This window comes from Xanthobacter sp. DMC47 (genome assembly GCF_056313845.1).
This window is the reverse complement of the sequence record NZ_JBQUZM010000001.1, coordinates 894412-913712: the sequence shown is the minus strand read 5'-3', so window position 1 is coordinate 913712 and position 19301 is coordinate 894412. Positions and strand designations below refer to the sequence as shown.

Here is a 19301-nt window from a genome sequence, read left to right as displayed (position 1 = left end):
CGCGCGATCCGTTCTCGGCCATGGGGCCGATCCCACCGCTGACCCTATCCCTGGGCTGTCGCCCGCAGGACCTGGTGCCCTAAATGTCGATCCTTGCGAGCCTGCATCACGTCACGAGCTACACCTACGACCACCCGGTCTCCATGGGGCCGCAGGTCATCCGGCTGCGGCCGGCGCCGCACAGCCGCACCGACATCCCGGCCTATTCGCTGAAGATCTCGCCGGCCGACCACTTCATCAACTGGCAGCAGGATCCGTTCGGCAACTGGCTGGCCCGCATCGTGTTTCCCGAGCGGGTGTCGGAGTTCAAGGTCGAGGTGGACCTCCTCGCCAAGCTCGACGTCATCAATCCCTTCGACTTCTTCGTCGAGGAATATGCCGAGAACTTCCCCTTCGAATACGCGCCCGCGCTGAAGGCGGAGCTGGCGCCGTACCTCGAGCTGGAGGATGAGGGCGCGCTGTTCGCCGAGTATCTCGCCTCCGTGCCGCGCGAGAAGACCCGCATCGTCGACTTCCTGGTCCACCTCAACCAGCGCCTGCAGAGCGAAGTCGGCTACGTCATCCGCATGGAGCCGGGCGTGCAGACGCCCGACGAGACCCTGACCCGCAAGCTCGGCTCCTGCCGCGACACCGGCTGGCTGCTGGTGCAGATCCTGCGCCACCTCGGCCTCGCCGCCCGCTTCGTCTCCGGTTACCTCATCCAGCTCAAGCCCGACGTGGCGGCCCTCGACGGCCCCTCGGGCACCGATGTGGACTTCACCGACCTGCACGCCTGGTGCGAGGTGTTCGTGCCCGGCGCCGGCTGGATCGGCCTCGACCCGACCTCGGGCCTCCTGTGCGGCGAAGGCCATATCCCGCTGGCGGCCACCCCGCATTACAGCTCCGCCGCCCCCATCACCGGCTATGTGAACGAGAAGGCCGAGGTCGAGTTCGGCTTCGACATGCAGGTGGTCCGCGTCGCCGAGGCGCCGCGCGTCACGCTGCCCTTCTCGGACGAGACCTGGGCCGCCCTCGACCAGCTCGGCCACAAGGTGGACGAGGATCTCAAGGCTGGCGATGTCCGCCTGACCATGGGTGGCGAACCCACCTTCGTCTCCATCGACGACTACCAGTCGCCCGAGTGGAACACCGAGGCGCTCGGCCCGCACAAGCGCGAGCGCGCCGACGACCTGATCCGCCGCCTGCGCCGCCGCTTCGAGACCGAGGGCGTGCTGCATTACGGCCAGGGCAAGTGGTATCCCGGCGAGACGCTGCCGCGCTGGTCCTTCGACCTGTTCTGGCGCAAGGACGGCCAGCCCATCTGGCAGCGCGAGGACCTGATCGCCGACGAGAAGGTCAATTACGGCGTCACGCCGGCCGATGCCGAGCGCTTCTGCAAGGCGGTCGCCGAGAAGCTCGCCGTGGGCAGCCAGTTCGTCCAGCAGGCGTTCGAGGACAACATCTACTACATGTGGAAGGAGCAGAACCTTCCCGAGAACATCGCCCCCGGCGATCCGCGCATGGCGGACGAGGTGCAGCGGCGGATGCTCGCGCGCACCTTCAACCAGGGCCTCGGCACCGCCACGGGATCGGTGCTGCCGCTGCGCCGGGTGTGGACGCCCAACGGCCCGGCGTGGCGCTCGGAGGAATGGACCTTCCGCCGGCAGTTCCTGTTCCTGATCCCCGGCGAGAGTCCCATGGGCTACCGCCTGCCGCTGGAATCGCTGCAGTATCTGGCGCCCACGCGCTATCCCTACATCGTCGAAGCCGACCCCTTCGAGCCGCGCGACCCGCTGCCGGACGCCGCCGATTTCGCCGCCCGCTACGCCGCAGGGCAGGGCGGTGCCGGGGCGGGCACCGATGGCCATGACGCTGGCACGCCCGGCGGTCCGGGCGGCATGCCGCGCCACTCCATCGCTCCGCGCACGGAGGCCTACGGCGTTGGCGAGCGGGCGCAGGAGCTGGCGCGCGAATATCTGGCGAAGTACGACACCCAGATCTTCACTGCCGACACCCGCACCGCGCTCTGCGTCGAGCCGCGCAACGGCCGCCTGTGCGTGTTCCTGCCGCCGGTCGAGATCCTTGAGGACTACCTCGACCTCATCGCCGCTCTCGAGCAGGTGGCGATCGAGCTGAACACGCCCATCCACATGGAGGGCTATCCGCCGCCCTTCGACTACCGCCTCAACCTCATCCGCATCGCGCCCGATCCGGGCGTGCTGGAGGTGAACGTCCATCCGTCCGACACCTGGGCCGGCTGCGTGGAGATCACCCGCATCCTCTATGAGGAAGCGCGGCTCGCCCGCCTCGGCACCGAGAAGTTCATGGTGGACGGGCGCCACACCGGCACCGGCGGCGGCAACCACGTGGTGGTGGGCGGCGCAACCCCCGCCGACAGCCCGTTCCTGCGGCGGCCGGACCTGCTCAAGAGCCTGCTGCTCTACTGGCAGCGGCATCCGTGCATGTCCTATTTCTTCTCCGGCCTGTTCATCGGCCCCACCTCCCAGCATCCGCGGGTGGACGAGGCGCGGCACGACAGCCTCTATGAGCTGGAGATCGCCTTCTCCAAGTTCCCGCTGCCCGGCAAGGGCGAGCCGCCGGCCCCCTGGCTGGTGGACCGGCTGCTGCGCAACCTCCTGGTGGACGTCACCGGCAACACCCACCGCACCGAAATCTCCATCGACAAGCTCTATTCGCCGGACGGCCCCACCGGCCGGCTGGGCCTCGTGGAGTTCCGCTGCTTCGAGATGCCGCCGGACTGGCGGATGAGCCTCGCCCAGCAGCTCATGCTGCGGGCGCTCATCGCGCGGCTGTGGAACAAGCCGGTGCACGGCCACTGCACCCGCTGGGGCACCATCCTCAACGACCGCTTCATGCTGCCGCATTATGTCTGGCAGGACTTCCTCGACGTGGTGGAAGACCTCTCGGACGCCGGCTACCAGATCGATCCCGAGTGGTTCCGCGCCCAGTTCGAGTTCCGCTTCCCCGCCCTCGGCAAGGTGCAGCAGGCGGGCGTGGACATCGAGGTGCGGCAGGCGCTGGAATGCTGGCACGTACTTGGCGAGGAAGGCGTGGTGGGCGGCACGGCCCGCTACGTGGACTCCTCCGTGGAGCGCCTGCAGGTGAAGGTGGAGGGCTTCAACCCCTCGCGCCACATCCTCACCTGCAACGGCCGCAAGGTGCCGCTGGCGCCCACCGGCCGCAATGGCACCTATGTGGCCGGCGTGCGCTACAAGGCGTGGCAGCCCTGGTCGGGCCTGCACCCGACCATCCCGGTGCATTCGCCGCTCACCTTCGACCTCGTGGACACCTGGAGCGAGCGCTCCCGGGGCGGGTGCATCTATTACGTCTCCCATCCGGGCGGGCGGAACTACGACACCTTCCCGGTGAATTCCTACGAAGCCGAGGCGCGGCGCCTCGCCCGCTTCCAGACATTCGGCCACACCCCCGGCACCCTCGACGTGGTGCTGGAGACCGCGCCGGACGAGTTCCCGACCACCCTCGACCTGCGGCGCCCTGCCAGCGCCTGAGATCGCCGGGCCGCGCCCGATCGCCTGCCGCGGGCCTGGTCCGTGGCAGGCGCAGCCTGGAAGCGCTCCGAAGAGGGGTGCATCTGGCGCTGCCGCGGGCATAATGGAGAACCCGGTCCCACCGGGCACAGGATGTTGACGCGCGGGCAGGGGTGCCCGCGGAAGGGGTGATCGTGTCGGGGGCGGAGCAGCGGAGCGAGGCATTCGAGCGGGCCGCGGCGGAAAGCCTGATCGGCGGCTACCGCACCCTGCCGGCCACCCGCGACGAGATGATGGATGCCGACGGCCAGCCGCGCCGCCACTGGCAGCCTTTCCTCGCCGCCCTCGCGGAACTCGGCTCCGAGGAATTGCGCCGCCGCTTCTCGGCGGCCGACCGCTACCTCAGGGACAGCGGCGTCTTTTACCGCGTCTATGACGATGCCGGCGGAGGCGAGCGGCCGTGGTCGCTCAGCCACATGCCGCTCATCATCGGCAATTCGGATTGGGAAGCCCTCTCGCAGGGCCTCATCGAGCGCGCCGAACTGCTCGAAGCGGTGCTTCAGGATCTCTATGGCGACGGCCATCTGGTGTCCGACGGCGACTTGCCGGCGGCGGCGGTGGCGGGCAGCCCGGAATTCCTGCGGCCACTGGTGGGCGTGCGGCCCGAGGGCGGGCGCTTCCTGCGGGTCTATGCCGCCGACGTGGGCCGCGGCCCGGACGGGCGGTGGTGGGTGCTGGCCGACCGCACCCAGGCGCCCTCCGGCGCCGGCTATGCGCTGGAGAACCGGCTCGCCTCGACGCGCGCCCTGCCGGACGTCTCGCGCAACCTGAACATGAAGCGCGTCGCCGGCTTCTTCCAGGCGCTGCGCACCTCGCTGATGAAGCTCGACCGGACGGGAGAAGGACGCATCGGCCTGCTCACCCCCGGCCCGCTCAACGAGACCTATTTCGAGCACGCGCTGCTCGCCCGCTATCTCGGCTTCCTGCTGGTGGAAGGCGAGGACCTGACCGTGCGGGGCGATACCCTGCATGTGCGCACCGTCGCGGGCCTGAGGCGCATCGACGTGCTGCTGCGCCGCCTCGATTCGGATTTCGCCGATCCGCTGGAACTGAACGCCGGCTCACGCCTCGGCGTGCCGGGCCTCGTCCAGTCGGTGCGCATGGGCGGCGTGGCGCTGGCCAACGCACTCGGAACCGGCATCATCGAGGCGCCGGCGCTGCTCGCGTTCCTGCCGCGCATCGCCACCCGCCTCACCGGCCGACCGCTCAGCCTGCCGCACGTCGCCACCTGGTGGTGCGGACAGCCGGCCGAGCGGGCGCAGGTGATGGAGCATCTGGACGAACTCGTCATTTCCTCCGCCTTCGGCCGGGTGCTTCCGGGCCTGCCGGACGGCGGCTCGGTGCTCGGGGCGGACCTCACCCAGGCCGACCGGCGCCGTCTGTCCACGCTGCTTGCCCGGCGCGGGGCGGACGTGGTCGGCCAGGACATCGCCCGTCTCTCCACCACGCCGGTGTGGACCGGGGAGAAGCTGACCCCCCGCCCGTTCATGCTGCGGGTGTTCCTCACCGCGACGGAAAAGGGCTGGTCGGTGATGCCGGGCGGCTTCTGCCGCATCTCGTCCGCCGCTGATGCCCGCGCCGTCTCCATGCAGAAGGGCGACCGCTCGGCGGACGTCTGGGTGCTGGCCGACGGCGAGGTGGCCGATACCACGCTGCTGCCGAGCCCGGACAATGTGAAGGTCCGCCGCTCCTCCGGCACCCTGCCGAGCCGCGCCGCCGACAATCTGTTCTGGCTCGGCCGTTATGTGGAGCGGGCGGAGGCGACGCTGCGCCTTTCCCGGGTGCTGGTCGGCCGCCTCGCCGAGAGCGGCGACACCGGCACCAGCCCGCTGGTGTCGCGCCTGCTCGGCCTGCTCGGAGCCTGGGGCGCCATGCCGCGCGACCTCGCCCGGGCGACGCCGGCCCGCTATGCGGTGGCCGTGCTCACCCGGCGCGACCTGCCCGGCGCCCTGCCGCAACTGGTGCAGGCGGCGCGCGCAGCCGCCTCCGTGATCCGCGACCGCTTCTCGCCCGATGCGTGGCGCGCGCTGGTGGACCTTGAAACCTGCGTGTCCCAGCCGGTGCCCACCGCCCCGTCCGAGGCCGACGCGGCGGAACGGGCGGACGCGGCATTGCGCATCATCGCCGCCTTCTCGGGCCTCGCCTCGGAGAACATGAACCGGCTCACGGGCTGGCGCTTCCTGGAGATCGGCCGGCGCACGGAGCGCGCCATCGGCACGCTGCGTTTCGCCCGTACCTTCGGCGAGCTCGGCGCGCCGCAGGGCTCGCTCGATGCGCTGCTGCAGGTCGCGGACAGCCTCATCACCTACCGCACGCGCTACGTGATGATGGAAGCGCGCGGGCCGGTGCTCGACCTCGTGCTGCTCGATCCGGACAATCCGCGCTCGGTGGCCTTCCAGGTGCATCGCATGGCGAGCCACCTCAAGGTGCTGCCCGGCCGCGACCAGGATGCGCCGCCGCCGCTCTGGGAGCGCATCGTCGCCCGCATGCAGGCCGAGCTTGCCGCCAGCACGGCGGAGAGCTTCGAGCCGCAATGGTTCGACGCCATGGAAAAGATGCTGATGCAGCTCTCCGACGAGGTGTCGTCGCATTACTTCCTGCAGGGACATTCCCCGGAGATGACACTCACCTTCGGCATGTAGAGCGAAAGCAACGAGTACAGCCCGCGCGGCGCCTGAGCGAAAGCAACCTCAAATGCTCTACGATATTCGCCAGACCACCACCTACAGCTACCAGGTGCCGGTGCGCGTGGTGCGGCAGGTGCTGCGCATGACGCCGGTGGATCGCTTCGGCCACCAGCACGTCATCGCCCACATCCTCGATGTGGACCCGGAGCCGGCGGAACTGGAGCAGGGCACGGATTTCTTCGGCAACGGGCTGACCTGGCTCACCATCGACCAGCCCCACGGGCATCTCGCCATCACCACCCGCAGCCGGGTGGACGTGAGCGCCACGCCCCTGCCGGACCCGGCGACGACCCCGCTGGTGGACGAGGTGCGCGCCGCCGCGCTGGAGGAGGCGGACCTCGGGCCGGACGCGGCCGTGCATGGCCTGTTCCCGAGCCGGGCGGTGCCCATCGATGCCGAGATCACCGACTGGACGGCGACCAGCTTCCGCGGCGACCGCCCGGTGCTGGAGGCGGCGTTGGAGCTAATGCACCGGGTGCATGACGAATTCACGTATGAGCCGGGCGCCACAATCGTCACCACCTCGCCCCGCGAGGCGTTCACGGCGAAGGCGGGCGTGTGCCAGGACTTCGCGCAGGTGATGATCGCCGGCCTGCGCGGCCTCGGCCTCCCGGCGCGCTACGTCTCCGGCTATCTGCGCACCATCCCGCCCGAGGGCCAGCCGCGGCTGGAGGGGGCGGACGCCACCCACGCCTGGGCGGAGGTGTGGTGCGGCCCGGCCTTCGGCTGGATCGGGCTCGACCCCACCAACGCCATCCCGGCTGGGGACGACCACATCATCCTCGCCGTCGGCCGCGACTATGCGGACGTTTCGCCGGTGGACGGGGTGATCGTTTCCTCCGGCGACCACATCCTCGCCGTGGGCGTGGACGTGGTGCCGGTGCAGGGGCGCTAGGGCCGCCTCAGCGCCCCTTGCCCATCACGAGGTCCGGGAAGCCGGTGGCGATCTGCGGGAACAGGCAGAGCAGGATCACCGCCAGCAGCATCAGGAGCACGAAGGGCACCGTGCCCCAGATCACGTCCTTCAGCGGGATGTCGGGCGCGATGTTCTTGATGACGAAGATGTTGAGCCCCACCGGCGGGTGGATGAGCCCCATCTCCATCACGATGGTCATCACCACGCCGAACCAGATCAGGTCGAAGCCGGCCGCCTTCAGCGGCGGCAGGATGATCGGCGCGGTCATCAGGATGATGGACACCGGCGGCAGGAAGAAGCCCAGTACCACCACCAGCACCAGGATGGTGGCGAGCAGCAGCCATTTGGACAGGTTGAGCGCCACGATCGCCTGCGCCGCCGCCTGGCTGATGTGCAGGTAGCTCATGACGTAGGAATAGAGCAGGGACATGCCGATGATCATCATCAGCATGGTGGATTCGCGGATGGTCGAGGTGAGGATGGGGGAGAGGTCTTTCGGCGTCCACACGCCGTAGATCAAGGCGATCAGCGCCAGCGCCAGCACGCCGCCGAGGCCGGCCGTCTCCGAGGGGGTCGCATAGCCGCCATAGAGGGCCACCATCACGCCGGTGAGCAGCACCACGAAGGGCAGCACCCGGGGCAGCGCCGCGAAACGGTCGCGCAGGGTGAGGTTTTCCTCGTGGAGCAAAGCGGAGCGCGCGCCGGTCTCCGCATAGGCCGCCTTGGCCGCCGCATATTCCTGCCGGAAGCGCACCATGGCGTAGCCGGCGAACAGCATCACCAGCAGCAGTCCCGGCCCGAGGCCGGCGAGGAAGAGGCGACCCAGCGACTGCTCCGCCGCCACCGCATAGAGGATCATGGTGATGGAGGGCGGCAGCAGGATGCCGAGCGTGCCGCCCGCGGCGATGAGCCCGGCCGCGAAGGCGCCCGAATAGCCGCGCTTGCGCATCTCGGGAATGCCGGCCGAGCCGATGGCCGAGCAGGTGGCGGGCGAGGAGCCGGCCATGGCGGCGAACAGGGCGCAGGCGAACACGTTGGCGATGCCGAGCCCGCCGGGGATCTTGTGCATCCAGGCATGGAGCGCCGAATAGAGATCCTGCCCCGCCCGCGACTTGCCGATGGCAGCGCCCTTCAGGATGAAGAGCGGGATCGACAGCAGGGTGATGGAGGCCATCTCCTCGTAGACATTCTGCGTCACCGTATCGAGGGAGGCGGCCGGCATGAAGCCGATCATGAACAGCACCGCCACCGCCCCCAGCGCGAACGCGATGGGCATGCCGAGGAACATGGTGCCGAGGGTGGCCCCGCCATAAAGGAGGCCGACGAGGGCCGTGCTCATCGTTCCACCCTTTCCAGAAGTCCGGCGAGAACCTGAATGAGGATCTGCAGCGAGAGGAGGCCCATGCCGGCGGTCATCACGCCGTAGGGGATGGAGAGGGGCGGGGCCCAGGTAGAGGAGGTCACCTGTCCGTCCACCCACGCCTCATGCCAAAGGGTAAAGGACTTCCAGGTGAAGAAGGCGCAGAAGGCGAAGCTGAACACGTCCACCACGAACTGCCGCACCCGGTTGGCGGCGGGCGGCAGCATGTGGGCCAGGGCATCGATGGCCACGTGCCCGCGCTGGCTCTGCACGAAGGCGGCGGTCATGAAGGTGACGCCCACCAGCAGGAACACCGAGGCCTCGTCCTGCCAGTAGGTGGGCGCGCGGAAGAAGAAGCGCGAGACCACGCTGTAGGAGAGGATGAGGCTCGCCGCCACGAGGGCGATGGAGCCGAGGGCGAGGATGAGACGGTTGGCCCGCCTGAGCAGCCCGTGCGCCGCCATCAGAAGCGGAGGGGAGTGCGCCGCCTCCGCCCGCGCGTCCGCGCCGTGGCCGAGATCGAGCCCGTGGCTCATGCCGGCACCTCCTGCGCGAGCTTCATGAGGTTGGCGCAGCCGGCGGACTTGGCGGAATAGTCCTTCCACGCGGTGTCACGGGCGATGGCGCGCCACTTCTCCACCGTCGCGGCGTCGAGATCATGGATCTTGGCGCCGGCCTTGGCGAAGACTTCGGCGACCTTCGTGTCGTCGGCCATGGCGCCGGCCTTGCCGAAGGCCTCCATCTCCTGCCCGACGGCGGTGAGCACGTCCTGCTGCGCCTTGGGCAGCTTGTCGAACACCGCCTTGGAGATCAGCAGCGGCTCCAGCATGAACCAGTAGGACTTGCCGCGGCCGGTGGTGAGCTGCTTGGCCAGCTCTTCCAGCCGGAAGGAGATGAGCGAGGTGGACGAGGTGATGCCCGCGTCACAGGCACCCGTCTGCATAGCGACATAAAGCTCGTTCGACGGCAGCGACAGCACGGCGGCGCCGGCGGCTTGCAGCACCATGTCCATCTCGCGCGAGCCGCCGCGGATCTTCATGCCCTTGGCATCCTCGGGCGCGATGAGCGGCTTCTCGCGGCTGGCAACGCCGCCCGCCTGCCAGACCCAGGTGAGGATCTTGACGCCCTTGCCTTCGAGATACTCCGAGAAGGCCTGCCCCACCGGCTTGGTGCGCCAGGCGAGGCCCTGATCGTAGGAGGAGACCAGGCCCGGCATGAGGCCGATGTTGCACTCCGGCGCCTCGCCGCCCGCGTAGGAGATGGGATAGAGCGAAAGGTCGAGCGCGCCCTTGCGCAGGGCCGAAAACTGCGCGTTCGTCTTCATCAGCGACGAGCCGGGATAGATCTCGAAGGCGACTTCGCCGTTGGTGCGTTTCGTCACCTCATCGGCGAAGCGGCGCACGAGGCGGTCGCGGAAGTCGCCCTCGTCACCGGAAGAAGAGGGGAACTGGTGGGAGATCTTGAGGGTCGTGGCGGCGTGCGCGGTGCCGGTGAAGCGCAGCACGGCGGGCGCGGCCAGCGCGCCGGCCAGCACGAGGCGGCGCGAGATCGGGCGATGGATGAGGGAATGGTCGTTGGACATGGATTTCCTCCCTGGCCCGGTGGCTGCGGGCCGTTGGCGTTTCTTCCCGTTTCATTGTTCCGGCCCCGGTTGATCCGGGGTCCGGTAGGTCGATTTCATATTTCCTGGCGGGGATTGGCCGACGGCTGATTGGCGTTGCCGGCGGCGCGGTCCCCTTTGTCAGGCGACGTTACGATAGATGTCCTTGTAGGTGTCTCGAAGAATATTCTTCTGCACCTTGCCCATGGTGTTGCGCGGCAGCTCGGAGACGAAGAAAACGCGCTTCGGCTGCTTGAACTTGGCAAGACGATTTTCAAGGGCTCGATGCACGGCATCTTCCGTCAGCGTCGCATCCTTCTGGGCGACGATGACGGCGGTGACGCCCTCGCCGAAATCCGGGTGGGGCACGCCGATGACCGCGCTTTCGACGACGCCGGGGATGGCGTCGATCTCGCCTTCCACTTCCTTCGGATAGACGTTGAAGCCACCGGTGATGACGAGATCCTTGCCGCGCCCGACGATGTGGACGTAGCCCTTGTCATCGATCTTGCCGAGGTCGCCGGTGATGAAGAAGCCGTCGCGGAATTCCGTGGCGGTCTTCTCCGGCATCCGCCAGTAACCCTTGAACACGTTCGGGCCCTGAACCTCGATCATGCCGATTTCGCCGGTGGGCAGCACCGCGCCGGTCTCGGGATCGGTGACGCGCACGCTGATGCCGGGCAGGGGATAGCCCACCGTGCCGGCGATGCGCGCGCCGTCATAGGGGTTGGAGGTGTTCATGCCCGTCTCGGTCATGCCGTAGCGCTCGAGGATGGCGTGGCCGGTCCGCTCCTCGAAGGTGCGGTGGGTCTCGGCGAGCAGCGGCGCAGAGCCGGAGACGAACAGGCGCATGCCCTTCGTCGCCTCCCGCGTGAGGCCGGGCTGGTCGAGGAGGCGGGTGTAGAAGGTGGGCACGCCCATGAGGGTCGTCACCGTGCCCGCCGACATGAGGGCGATGGCCTCCTTGGGATCGAACTTGGAGCGGAACTCCATGCTCGCGCCCGCCAGAAGGACAATGTTGGAGGCGACGAACAGGCCGTGGGTGTGGAAGATGGGCAGCGCGTGCAGCAGCACGTCGTCCGCCGTGAAGCGCCAATAGTCCTTCAGCGTCTGCGCATTGGAGAGCAGGTTGGCGTGGGAGAGCATTGCGCCCTTGGCACGGCCCGTGGTGCCCGAGGTGTAGAGAATGCCGCCAAGGTCTTCCGGCCTGCGCGCCACGTCCTCGAACGTGTCTGGGAAGGTCGCTGCGGCCGCGGTCAGCGAGCCCTTGCCGTCGGTGCCGAGCGTCTCCACCGCGCCGACGCCGAGACGGGCGGCGAGCGCCCGCGCATCCTCTTCGATTTCCGGCCGGCACACGAACACGGCAGGCTCGGCGTCGGAGAGGAAATACTCGATCTCGTTCAGCGTATAAGCCGTGTTGAGCGGCAGATAGACCGCCCCCGCGCGGATCGCCCCGAGATAAAGCGCGAGGGCGGGCCAGGATTTCTCCACCTGCACCGCCACCCGGTCACCTGGCTTCACGCCGCGCGCGACCAGGAGATTGGCGAGGCGGGCGGAAAGGGCGAGGGCGTCGCCATAGGTCTCCACCGTCCCGTCAATGAGGCGGGCGAGGGGCTTGTCTTTTCCCGGAATGGCGGCGCGGATGGCGCTGAAGAGATAGTTCGCGGTCATGTCTTCATCTCGTTGGCGGCAGTGCCGATGCCGTGTCGGGCAGCTTTGCAAACCGGCGGATCAGGAGACCGGGACCAGCGCGCGGGCGCCCGCATCCGCCCGCAGCAGCTTCTTCACTGCCGGGCTGGCGACCACCTCGCCCTTGCCGGCGAAGGCCTCGTGGTTCTTCTCGATGTCGGTGAGGACATAGCGGTAGTTCACCATGAGCCCCGCCGCCTGGGCGATGCCCTTGGCCGAGAGGTCGCCCATGGGATTGATCTTCTCCAGCCGCGCGCCATTGCCGAGGTGGAACCGGGCCACCGGGTCCACCGGCTTGCCCTTGGAGGTGCGGGCGACGAGGAAATAATAGGCCGCGGCAGCGCACAGCACCGGCGTCAGCGCCTCGCGCACATCCGCCTTCTCCGCCCAGTCCGGCGTGTCGAGCGCCTTGAGCGTCTCCTTGTCGGCGGTGGTGAGGGCGGCCGGCGTCTCGGCCTTGCGCTCGCCGTCGAGCCAGGCGCGGAAGCCGGGGACGGGGGAGAGGGTGACGAAGGTGGTGAGCGAGGGAATCTCGCGGGAAATCTCCTCCACCACCTGCTTGATGAGGAAATTGCCGAACGAGACGCCGCCGAGCCCGCGCTGGCAGTTGGAGATGGAATAGAAGACGGCCGTGGTGGCCTTCTCCGGTTCCAGCAGCTCGCGCGACTGGTCCAGCACCGGGGCGATGGCGCCGGGAATATCCTTGGTGAGCGCCACTTCCACGAAGATCAGCGGCTCATCCACCAATGCGGGATGGAAGAAGGCGTAGCAGCGCCGGTCCGGGCTGTCGACGCGCGCGCGCAGGTCGTTCCAGTCGCGGATGGCATGCACCGCCTCGTAGCGGATGATCTTCTCCAGCACGTTGGCGGGCGTCGACCAGTCGATGCGTCGCAGCACGAGGAACCCCCGGTTGAACCAGGACGAGAACAGGTGGTCGAAATCGCGATCCACGGCGGCGAGGTCACGCCGGAGCACCATGGCGTCCATCAGATGCTCGCGCATGCGGACGAGGGAGAGCGTCGCGCCGGCGGCCATGTTGAAGCGGCGGAACAGCTCCTGCCGGCGGGGCTCGCTTGCGAGGTGGAGTTCGGCCGCCGCCGCATCTGATCCGGTGCGCCCGTAGCTGGCGATGGCCGCGTCGAGCCGGGCGCGGTCCGGCCCGAAGGTCTCAGCCAGCGCCTCGAAGAAGGCGATGCGCTCGCCGGTCTTCATGCGGGCGTAGCGATCGAGGATGTCGGTGGCGAGTGCCACGCCCGAGGCCTCGCCGCGACCGGAGAGAAGCTGCTCGCACCGCTCCACCAGCGTCGCCGCCTTGGTGGCGCCGGAGACGCGGGCGTTGCGATCCAGAAGGGCGCGGCCACGATCCGCGATGGTGGTGAGCAGATCGCCGAAGAAGGACGCGTTGGAAGTCATCGCCGCACTCCACCAGCCCCGATGCCGGACATCCCCACCGTCATGGGACGGCGCGCCCGCCGCGAAGGCAAGCCCATGGGGCCGGGGCAGGGCATTCTCTTTCGGGTGATAGTGCCTGCGGTCTGGGGCAAAAGTCGCGCTCCGGTATCAAGATGTGGCATCTTCCAGGATCCCCGCGGCGTCTGTCGGCAATAGAAATCCAACTGCATTTTTTGTCAACATTCATGTATGCAAGATTTTCTCTCTTGCATTGAATGGTGGGACTCGGCTTTCTGATGACGGGGAGTTCGCAAGGAGCGCCGTCGTGCGGGGAGAGCAGACGCCGAGGCTCAGGGAGGCGCTGGAGGACGATATCGTCGCCGGCCGGCTGAAGCCCGGGCAGCGGCTCGACGAGGTGGGCCTTGCCGAGCGGTTCGGCGTGTCACGCACACCCATCCGCGAGGCGCTGATCCAGCTCTCCTCATCCGGCCTCGTGGAGATCCGCCCCCGCCGGGGCGCCTTCGTGGTGCTGCTGGGCCCGCGCGAGCTGATCGAATCCTTTGAGCTGATGGCCGAGATTGAGGCCTCCTGCGGACGGCTCGCCGTGCAGCGCATGGGCCATTCCGACCGGGAGGCGATTTCGGAGGCGCACGAGACCTGCCGCATCGCCGCGGCTGCCGGCGACGAGGAGGCCTATTACCCCGCCAACGCCCGGTTCCATGCCGCCATTTATGCCGCCACCGGCAACCGGGTTCTGGCGGGGGAGGCGCTGCGCTTGCAGCGCGGGCTCCAGCCCTATCGCCGCCTGCAGCTCAAGGTGCCGCGCCGGGTGGAGGCGTCCTTCGCCGAGCACCAGGGCATCGTCGATGCCTTGCTCGCCGGCGACGGCTCCCTCGCCGCCGAACGCCTGAGAGCGCACGTGCTGGTGCAGGGCGAGCGCTTCATGACCCTCCTGGCCGCCCTCCAGGCCGAATCGGAGGCGCTGGAGGACGCCGGCTGAGGGCTTTTGATGGCCTTCGACCCCATGCCGCCCGCGACGCCATTTGCCGACGTTCCGGCCGGCTCCATCCCGCTCCGGTGCCATCCGCGCCCCTCCCGAAGCACCCGTGGACACCGCCCCATCCCCTGTTGCCGGGCCGCAAACCTTCCGATAAAAGAAACCCACTCCTGCGCCACGCACCCGTAGCTCAGCTGGATAGAGCGTTGCCCTCCGAAGGCAAAGGCCGCACGTTCGAATCGTGCCGGGTGCGCCATTTCAACTAAAAGTTGTATTGGCATTTGGGTGGCAAAGCCCCCTTTTTTGTCCTCGCGTACCAGCGACCGGATTCTGTCTTCTCCAAAATTCGACACGGTATGAGGCGGGCGGCTTGGCGCCCTTGGCTCCCACGGTCTCTCGCGTGCCACGAGGTCGGTAGATCCCTGTGCCTCGCCACGGTGATCAGGTCTTCCTTTACAAGTACCGGGACAGCTTCCGTGTCGCAGCGACCTTCTGCTTCTGGCGCTGTCGGGCACGGCAATAGTGGTGAGCGGCGGGCCTCCGATTCTCCTTGCCCCTCAACTTGAGACACCAGCCCTCTCATCCCGCGGCGGCACGTGGTCGGTTGCAGGGCCGGTGGCGCGGGGACGGAGGTTTGGCCTATATACGGCGGCTCGCACAACGCGCTCCTCAACCGAAGAGTGACCCGTGATCCCCTGGACGCAGCTCGACACCGCGGACGTGCCCGATGGCGGCGGCCGACTCCGCCTGATGCAGCGCGGTGCGGAATTCTCGATCATGGCAGGCTCCATCGAGCTGATGAACAGTCGCCTCAGCGGGTCGGAAGAGGCGCTCGCCACGATGGTCTGCGCCAGGCTTCGGGATCGCTCCAAGCCACATGTGCTGATCGGGGGGCTGGGCATGGGCTTTACACTGCGCGCGGCGCTCGCAGAACTCGGGCCAGACGCCCGTGTCACTGTGGCGGAACTGGTGCCGGCAGTTGTCGCATGGGCACGCGGACCCATGGCGGAGATCTTCGCAGGCTGCCTGACCGATCCGCGCGTCAGTATCCGCGAGGAGGACGTGGGCGGCCCGATCCGCTCCGGCCGGGCGACGTTCGACGCGATCCTGCTTGATGTCGACAACGGACCCGAAGGGCTGACACGCGAGGCCAACGACCGACTTTACGATATTGCCGGCCTCAGCGCTGCTCGGGCAGCGCTGAGGCCCGGCGGCGTGCTGGCCGTCTGGTCGTCGAGGCCGGACCGGAATTTCACCCAGCGGGTTCGCAAGGCGGGGTTTGGCGTCGAAGAGGCGCGCGTACGGGCCAATGGAGGGCGCGGTGGGGCGCGCCACATCATCTGGATCGCCACCAACCCGGAGGTCCGCCCTTCCGTCCCCGCCCGGCACAGGCCGGCCTGACGGAGAGCGTATCCTGGAGACATCCCTTTATCTGCCCGTGAAGGCGTTTCTGGAGGGCCTCGGCTTTGCCGTCAAAGGCGAGGTCGGCGGCTGCGACCTGGTCGCGCTTGCGGGAGACGGAATACCGATCGTGGTCATCGGGGAATTGAAGCTCAGCTTCAATCTGGAACTTGTCCTCCAGGCCGTCGACCGCGCCTCCGCCTGCGACGAGGTCTGGCTCGCAGCGCGCACATCGGTGCGCGGAAACGGACGGGAAAGCGATGCGCGCTTCCGCAACCTGTGTCGGCGTCTCGGCTTCGGAATGCTCGGAGTCTCGTCCGGGGGCGAGGTAACGGTCCTCGTCAGCCCCTTGTCTCCCATGCCGCGCAAGGATCCGCGCCGCAGGTCGCGGCTCGTGGAGGAGCACCGCCGCCGGCTGGGTGATCCGGCGGTGGGGGGAGGCTCTCGCACACCCATCATGACCGCCTATCGACAGCAGGCGCTCGCCTGTGCGCTGGCCATGGCGGAAGCCCCCAAACGCCCGCGCGATCTGCGTGCGTTTGCGCCCAATGCCGGAAAAATCCTGCTGGACAACGTCTATGGCTGGTTCGCCCGTGTGGATCGCGGCATCTACGGTCTGACGCCGGCGGGGCGCGAGGCGCTGATCCGCTGGCAGGCGGTTCCCGGTTCCTCGGCTTCGGCCAGCGCGATGCTGCCGATGGGCTCCAGCACAGCCGACGATGGTTGATCCAGCCGACCCAGGTGGGCCTGGGTTGCGCGGCTGACGCGGCTTGCCGGCATCCGGGCGCAGATCGGCTACAGGCGGCGCCCCGGCCGCTATGGAGGCAAGCCATCCATGGCGGCCGACGCACGCTCGATCGCCGGTTTGACGCGGAGGCGGCAGCACAAAGCGACCCCCGAGGGCGTCTAGAATACTCGGGGCGGTTCAAAGAGATGCGTCTCCGTTGACCGTGCAAGACATCAGAAGTCTGGCACCCAAGAGGCTGAAGAACGGGTCGGTGCCGACAACGCCGCAGCTTCCTACCCGATCCAAGAATGTTGGATGCCGGCTGCGCTGGAGGCGCCCTGCACTTGGGTCTCGCCGTCCCGCTAATTCGATGACGGAACGCGCGCGAAAAGAAGGCCAGATCCCAAAGCCGAGCGTTTCGGTTCTGGGGCCGCTTTTGGCGCCCGGCTGGGCCCTACCAGGCAGTTGGCTTGCGCCGATCCAAGCGCACGCTCCTGTCCGACGCCGCTCAGGCGCGTACGAACGTCCAAATGCCGCCCGCCGCCTCGCGCTCGATTAGCTCACCTCTGAAGACCAGATGGCGCAGGTGTGCCAGCGCTTCGCTGAGACCGAAGCCGACCTGCTCCAGGGGCAGGGGCCGGAACAACACCTGGAGAGTGTCCATGGCGCTGCGCGGTTCGGTGCAGAAGGCCCTCAGCCGATCAAGGCGTTCTGCGTGGTGCGACTTCAGTGCAGCGATCCTTTCGTGGAGCCCGTCGAACGGTGTGCCGTGAGACGGCAGGACATGCGTCGTCGCCGGCAACGCCTCGAACGTGCCAAGCGAGCGCAGGAACGCTGCCAGATTGTCTGCCCGAGGGTCGGACGCCTGCACGCCGATATGGGGAGAGATGTGGCTGAGGATCTGGTCCGCCGCGATCAGCAGGCCCCGCTCCTGCGAATAGAGGCACACCATCTCCGGCGCGTGGCCTTCGCCAATCATCACCTGCCATGTGGTGTCCGCCATAGCCAGGACGTCACCCGCCGTGAGGCGCATGTATCGCCGAGGCAGCGGGCCGACCCATTTGGGGTAGAGCAGGCCGCGCTCTGGCAGAAAGCTGAGGAAGGCGTCGGGCGCGCCCGCCCGCCTGCAGTGGGCGATCAGGCTTGCCGTTCCCGCGTCCTCATCCTCGCGCAAGATCATATTGGCCTGGAGCCATTCGATGCGGCTCATCGAGAGGTCGGCGCCAGTGACTTCATGCAGGAAGCCGGTGAGGCCGATATGATCGGGATGGAAGTGAGTCACGAGGAGCCGTATCACAGGCGCCCCGCCGAGCCTCGGGTCCGCGAGCACGCGTGTGAAGATGTCGCGTGTGCGCGCATCGTCCACACCGGAATCGATCAGTGTCCAGCCGTCCTCACCCGATAGAAGCCAAGCGTTGACCTGGTGCGGCGGGAAGGGGAGGGGAACCTCTACCCTGAGAATGCCGGGCGCGACCGTGCTCAGTTCGGGCGCTTCCATCGGAACCTCAATCATCGTCCGCCTTTCCGTCCGTCTCGGCCGGGAAGCGGTGGTGAAAGCCGCCGCGAGCCCATTCGGTGTCTCGCAACATGCCCCATTGAGCCAAAGAGGCAACGCCCGACGCGGCACGGCAGGCTGAAGATCGGGGCACTTAAGGGGCCGCACGCCATTCGCGGCCCCGCGCAATTCACGCTGATCACACGCGAGGTCAGGCTGTTTGGCCGACTTCGGGCGACGCCTTGCTCCTGATGGAGCCCCACACCGGCGCTCCCGGCTCGGGCTCGACCGCTTCGCCTTCAGAGAGCAGCCGCTGGCATTCCTCCGTGCTGAAGCCGAGATCGCGGAGGATCAGCCGCGTGTGCTCACCAAGAAGGGGAGGCGGCAGTTCCGCGCCTTCCTGGGGCGCAGCCTCGAACGGCAGGTCGGGTAGATCGAAGCCGAAATCCTGGAACGTCAGGTGGGACACCTTGCTGCCGTGCCGGGCGTGGGGCGCGTCGAGGACGCGATCCATCGGCAGCACCTCGGTAAATCCGAACCGGGCAGCACCAAGCTTCGCCGCGAGATCCTCATAGGTCATGCTGTTGACCATCGAACGCACCAGGGCTTCCACGTCGTCGCGCTGCTTCTTGCGCTCCCGCAAGGTCGAGAGGCTGGGATCGACCGCGGCGCCGACGGCGCCCCAGAAGTCGGCCCAGTGCCGGTCGGTCAGCATCACCAGATAGATCCAGCGCCCGTCCTTGGTCTCATAGGCGCCGTAGCCCGGCATGGAAAACTCGCCCGAGGGTTCGGGATCGGGACGGCCGGTCAGGTGCATCTTGAGCTGGACGCCGGCATAGTCCCGCGCCGCGACGTGCAGCCCGCTTTCGTAGAGGCCCACCTCGATCTTGTGGCTGTCCGGCCCCGCCGCGGGGGCGGAGAGCGCAGACAGGATGCCGATCACCGCGTAGCAGCCGGCGAACTGGTCGTGATAGGAGGGCCCGAGCCGGCTCGGGCGGCCGTTGACGCGGTTCAGGTCCATGACGCCCGTAGCGGCCTCAGCGATGGGATTGGAGGCAAGGTCGTCGCCTTGCGGTCCCTCGTTGTAGCCCCGGATGTGGCAATAGATCATGTCCGGGTTGGCCTTTGCGCAGGCCTCGTAGGTGATCCCGAGCTTGCGCGCGGACCCTGGAGCGAGATTGTGCAGCACGATGTCGACGGTCGGTAGCAGGCGTTCGATCACCGCGCGGCCGCCGGGGGAGGCGAGATCCACGCACAGGCTCTTCTTGCCCCGGCTGTAGGCGATGTAGGTGCCGCTCGGGCCGCCGCGCACCAGCTTGCGTGTGGGATCGCCCGCAGGGGATTCCAGCTTGATGACGTCCGCGCCCAGCTGGGCGAGAATGTGGGCCGCGAACGGCGCGGCCAGCATGGTGCCGATTTCCAGGACCGTCTTGCCGGCCAGTATATCGCGTCTCATCGTCTCTCCTTCCGGCAGCCGCAACCCATCGTT

13 protein-coding genes, 1 tRNA gene and 1 pseudogene are annotated in these 19301 nt (G+C 68.1%); 8 read left to right on the top strand and 7 right to left on the bottom strand.

Going from position 1 to position 19301, the window contains the following annotated elements; all coding sequences use genetic code 11:
- Positions 1-83: 83 nt before the first annotated feature.
- The 3 genes from ACT54R_RS04290 (at position 84) to ACT54R_RS04280 (ending at position 7130) form a co-directional block, all read left to right on the top strand.
- Positions 84-3509 carry a transglutaminase family protein gene (locus ACT54R_RS04290; protein WP_476324021.1) on the top strand — a complete coding sequence of 1142 codons (3426 nt, stop codon included), beginning with the start codon at positions 84-86 and terminating at the stop codon, positions 3507-3509.
- Positions 3510-3682: 173 nt separating this feature from the next.
- Positions 3683-6190, top strand: a complete 2508-nt coding sequence (locus ACT54R_RS04285; RefSeq protein ID WP_476324019.1) for a circularly permuted type 2 ATP-grasp protein — start codon at positions 3683-3685, stop codon at positions 6188-6190.
- 52 nt (positions 6191-6242) lie between these two features.
- The gene (locus ACT54R_RS04280; RefSeq protein ID WP_168459857.1) at positions 6243-7130 is read left to right on the top strand and encodes a transglutaminase-like domain-containing protein; all 888 of its coding nucleotides are present in this window, start codon (positions 6243-6245) and stop codon (positions 7128-7130) included.
- Positions 7131-7137: 7 nt separating this feature from the next.
- Here ACT54R_RS04280 and ACT54R_RS04275 read toward each other — a convergent pair whose 3' ends face one another.
- The 5 genes from ACT54R_RS04275 to ACT54R_RS04255 form a co-directional block, all read right to left on the bottom strand.
- Complete coding sequence (locus ACT54R_RS04275) at positions 7138-8490, bottom strand: TRAP transporter large permease (protein ID WP_476324017.1); 1353 nt, start codon at positions 8488-8490, stop codon at positions 7138-7140.
- Positions 8487-9047 carry a TRAP transporter small permease gene (locus ACT54R_RS04270; RefSeq protein WP_476324015.1) on the bottom strand — a complete coding sequence of 187 codons (561 nt, stop codon included), beginning with the start codon at positions 9045-9047 and terminating at the stop codon, positions 8487-8489. The genes ACT54R_RS04275 and ACT54R_RS04270 overlap by 4 nt, the downstream gene beginning before the upstream one ends.
- On the bottom strand, positions 9044-10093 hold the full coding sequence (gene dctP, locus ACT54R_RS04265) for a TRAP transporter substrate-binding protein DctP (protein WP_476324013.1): 1050 nt from the start codon (positions 10091-10093) through the stop codon (positions 9044-9046). The genes ACT54R_RS04270 and dctP overlap by 4 nt, the downstream gene beginning before the upstream one ends.
- A gap of 159 nt (positions 10094-10252) precedes the next feature.
- The gene (locus ACT54R_RS04260) at positions 10253-11782 is read right to left on the bottom strand and encodes a malonate--CoA ligase (protein WP_476324011.1); all 1530 of its coding nucleotides are present in this window, start codon (positions 11780-11782) and stop codon (positions 10253-10255) included.
- Positions 11783-11842: 60 nt separating this feature from the next.
- Complete coding sequence (locus ACT54R_RS04255) at positions 11843-13213, bottom strand: malonyl-CoA decarboxylase (RefSeq protein WP_476324009.1); 1371 nt, start codon at positions 13211-13213, stop codon at positions 11843-11845.
- Positions 13214-13517: 304 nt separating this feature from the next.
- On the opposite strand from ACT54R_RS04255, the gene ACT54R_RS04250 reads away from it, so the two are divergent.
- The 5 genes and pseudogenes from ACT54R_RS04250 to ACT54R_RS04230 all read left to right on the top strand — a co-directional run.
- Positions 13518-14192 (top strand): GntR family transcriptional regulator, encoded by a 675-nt coding sequence (locus ACT54R_RS04250; protein ID WP_476324007.1) that lies wholly within the window; start codon positions 13518-13520, stop codon positions 14190-14192.
- A 176-nt stretch (positions 14193-14368) separates the two neighbouring features.
- Positions 14369-14445: transfer RNA gene (locus ACT54R_RS04245), tRNA-Arg, on the top strand.
- A 431-nt stretch (positions 14446-14876) separates the two neighbouring features.
- Positions 14877-15590: a spermidine synthase gene (locus tag ACT54R_RS04240; protein ID WP_476324005.1), complete on the top strand. Its 714-nt coding sequence runs from the start codon at positions 14877-14879 to the stop codon at positions 15588-15590.
- A 13-nt stretch (positions 15591-15603) separates the two neighbouring features.
- Positions 15604-16317, top strand: coding sequence for a DUF2161 domain-containing phosphodiesterase (locus ACT54R_RS04235; RefSeq protein ID WP_476326368.1), 714 nt, complete (start codon positions 15604-15606; stop codon positions 16315-16317).
- 24 nt (positions 16318-16341) lie between these two features.
- Positions 16342-16469 (top strand): annotated as a pseudogene (locus ACT54R_RS04230) (IS3 family transposase); the annotation flags it as partial.
- Between the two features lie 356 nt (positions 16470-16825).
- Here the strand turns inward: ACT54R_RS04230 and ACT54R_RS04225 are convergent.
- Both ACT54R_RS04225 and ACT54R_RS04220 read right to left on the bottom strand, forming a co-directional pair.
- Positions 16826-17830 (bottom strand): MBL fold metallo-hydrolase, encoded by a 1005-nt coding sequence (locus ACT54R_RS04225; protein ID WP_476324003.1) that lies wholly within the window; start codon positions 17828-17830, stop codon positions 16826-16828.
- 193 nt (positions 17831-18023) lie between these two features.
- Complete coding sequence (locus tag ACT54R_RS04220; RefSeq protein WP_476324001.1) at positions 18024-19268, bottom strand: CaiB/BaiF CoA transferase family protein; 1245 nt, start codon at positions 19266-19268, stop codon at positions 18024-18026.
- Between the last annotated feature and the right edge of the window lie 33 nt (positions 19269-19301).